This window comes from Hominilimicola sp., assembly GCF_046972485.1.
GTDB lineage: Bacteria > Bacillota > Clostridia > UBA1381 > UBA1381 > Hominilimicola > Hominilimicola fabiformis.
On sequence record NZ_JBKVWU010000072.1, the window covers coordinates 8,001 to 11,013 of the forward strand.

General features: G+C 41.3%; 1 protein-coding gene. It reads right to left on the minus strand.

Annotation, left to right across the window (positions count from 1 at the left end):
- Positions 1 to 35 precede the first annotated feature (35 nt).
- The coding region (gene gltB, locus ACLTU0_RS08135) for a glutamate synthase large subunit (RefSeq protein WP_412322004.1) at positions 36 to 3,013 on the minus strand (2,978 nt) is incomplete at its 5' end.

Here is a 3,013-nt window from a genome sequence, read left to right on the forward strand (position 1 = left end):
CTGACTGTATAAGCCCGAACGATATATCAAACTTATTACGCTATTTCTACTTTTTTGCCCGTTACATTTTCAAATGCAATAAGCATTGCCTCATCTCTGTCTGTTCCCTTTTCAAGTTCTTCATCAAGAACAGTTATAACTTTCTTATAGTCGTTCGGAATTACCTTAACAAAATTCTTCACTTCTTCCGACCAGTTATTAAGCATATTTTCCGCAACGTCACTGCCCGTATATTTAACGTGATTTTCAAGCATTTCCTTTAGCTTTGCAATATCCTTGTCTGACAATGTTTCAAGTCCCACAAGTTCCTTGTTACAGTTTTTGTCAAGTGAACCGTCCTTGTTATATACATATGCAATACCGCCGGACATACCTGCCGCAAAGTTTCTGCCTGTCTTACCGATTACGGCAACACAACCGCCTGTCATATATTCACAGCCATGGTCGCCGATACCCTCGACAACCGCAGTCATACCCGAATTTCTTACGCAGAAACGTTCGCCTGCCGTACCTCTGATATATGCCTCACCTTTAATAGCACCGTAGAATGCAACATTACCGATAATAACATTTTCACTCGGAATAAATTTAGCCTCTTTACGCGGTACAACGATTATCTTACCGCCGGAAAGACCTTTACCGATATAGTCGTTACTGTCACCCTCAAGTTTCATTGTAACGCCCGGTGCCAAGAATGCACCGAAACTCTGACCTGCACTTCCGACAAAGTTCAATTTAATGCTGTCTTCAGGAAGTCCTTCCTCTCCGTGTGCTCTTGCGATTTCAGATGAAAGAATTGTACCTGTTACACGATTGATATTTGTGATTTCAAGTTTTGCCTCAATCTTCTTACCGTCTTTAATAGCCGGTTCGCAAAGTTTCAATAATGTGTTCATATCAAGAGTTTTGTAAAGCTCGTGATCCTGCATTTCATTATGGTATCTCTCATAATCGTTTGAACAGATTTTTGGTTGATACAATAGTGATGACAAATCCACTTCTTTTGCTTTCCAGTTACCCGAAACAGTCTTTTGGCTGAGTCTTTCAACGTGACCAATCATTTCGTCAACAGTCTTAACACCGATTTTAGCCATCCACTCTCTCAAATCCTGTGCGATAAAACGCATAAAGTTTTCAACAAATTCAGGCTTACCGCAGAAACGCTTTCTCAATTTAGGATTTTGTGTGGCAACACCGACAGGACAAGTATCAAGATTACATACTCTCATCATTACACAACCGATTGAGATTAGCGGACCTGTCGCAAAACCAAATTCCTCAGCTCCCAAAAGTGCCGCTACCGCAACGTCACGACCTGTCAAAAGTTTACCGTCTGTTTCGATTACAACTCTGTTTCTTAGATTGTTCATCAAAAGTGCCTGATGTGTTTCGGCAACGCCAAGTTCCCAAGGCAAACCTGCGTGACGTACACTTGTCTTTGGTGCGGCACCTGTACCGCCGTCATAGCCCGATACCAAAATAACATCTGCTCTGCCCTTTGCAACACCGACTGCAATAGTACCGACACCTGCTTCAGAAACAAGTTTAACTGTTACTCTTGCGTCACGGTTTGCATTTTTAAGGTCATGAATTAGCTGTGCCAAATCTTCGATTGAATATATATCGTGATGCGGAGGTGGTGAAATCAAGCCGACACCCGGAGTTGAATGTCTTGCCTTTGCAATCCAAGGATATACTTTACCGCCCGGAAGATGTCCGCCCTCACCCGGTTTAGCACCTTGTGCCATTTTAATCTGAATTTCTTTTGCATTCTGCAAGTAGTGAATATGAACACCGAAACGTCCCGATGCAACTTGCTTAATAGCACTGCTGCGGCTGTCACCGTTTTCATCAGGAATATATCTTTCAGGGTTTTCACCGCCCTCACCGCTGTTTGACTTACCGCCAAGTCTGTTCATAGCGATTGCAAGACATTCGTGTGCTTCCTGTGAAATTGAACCGTATGACATAGCACCGGTCTTGAAACGCTTAACAATGCTTTCCACGCTTTCAACCTGATCTATTGCGATTGGTTTATCAATCGTCTTAATATCAAGCATACCGCGAATTGTGCATTGATGTTGCTGATGTTCGTCCATTTCCTTTGCATATTCTTTATAAAGCTTGTAGTTACCTGTACGACAAGCCATTTGTAATTTGTAGATTGACTCAGGGTTGAACATATGGTATTCGCCCTTTGCTCTCCACTTATAGTCACCGCCTGTTTTAAGTGCCTTTTTACCGTTTACTTTATCAAAAGCCTCTGCGTGTCTTAAAAGCACTTCCTTTTGGATATGCTCAATACCCATACCGCCGATTCTTGTTGTTGTGCCTGTAAAGTATTTGTTTACAACGCTTTCCGATATACCAAGTGCTTCAAATATCTGTGCGCCTTGATATGACTGAATTGTTGAGATACCCATTTTAGACATAATCTTAACAATGCCCTTTGTACAAGCCTTGTTAAATCTCTTTACGCCGTCCTCATATGAATATTCAAGAAGTTTTTCGTCCGAAAGCTCCTTAATAGCCTCATATGCCATATACGGATTGATACCGTTTACGCCGTAACCTACAAGACATGCGAAATGGTGTACTTCTCTCGGCTCACCCGATTCAAGAACAATAGATACTTTCATTCTTGTACCTTTTCTTATAAGGTGATGATGAAGTCCGGATGCAACAAGAAGTGCAGGAATAGGTGCTTTATCTTTATCTACTCCCTTATCCGAAAGTATGATTATGTTGTATCCGTTTTCGATTGCTATATCAGCCGCCTCGAATATTGTATCCATAGCGGTTTCCATATCGTTTTCCTGTTTTACGTTAAACAATGACGGAATTGTTATTGACTTAAATCCCTCAAGGTCAATGTTTCTTAATTTTTCAAGTTCTTCGTTTGTTAAAATAGGGCTTAATGCTCTGACCTTACGACAGTTCAATTCAGATGATGTCAAAAGGTTTTGTTCACAACCGAAAAGTGTGTATGTTGAAGTAACAATCTGCTCACGAA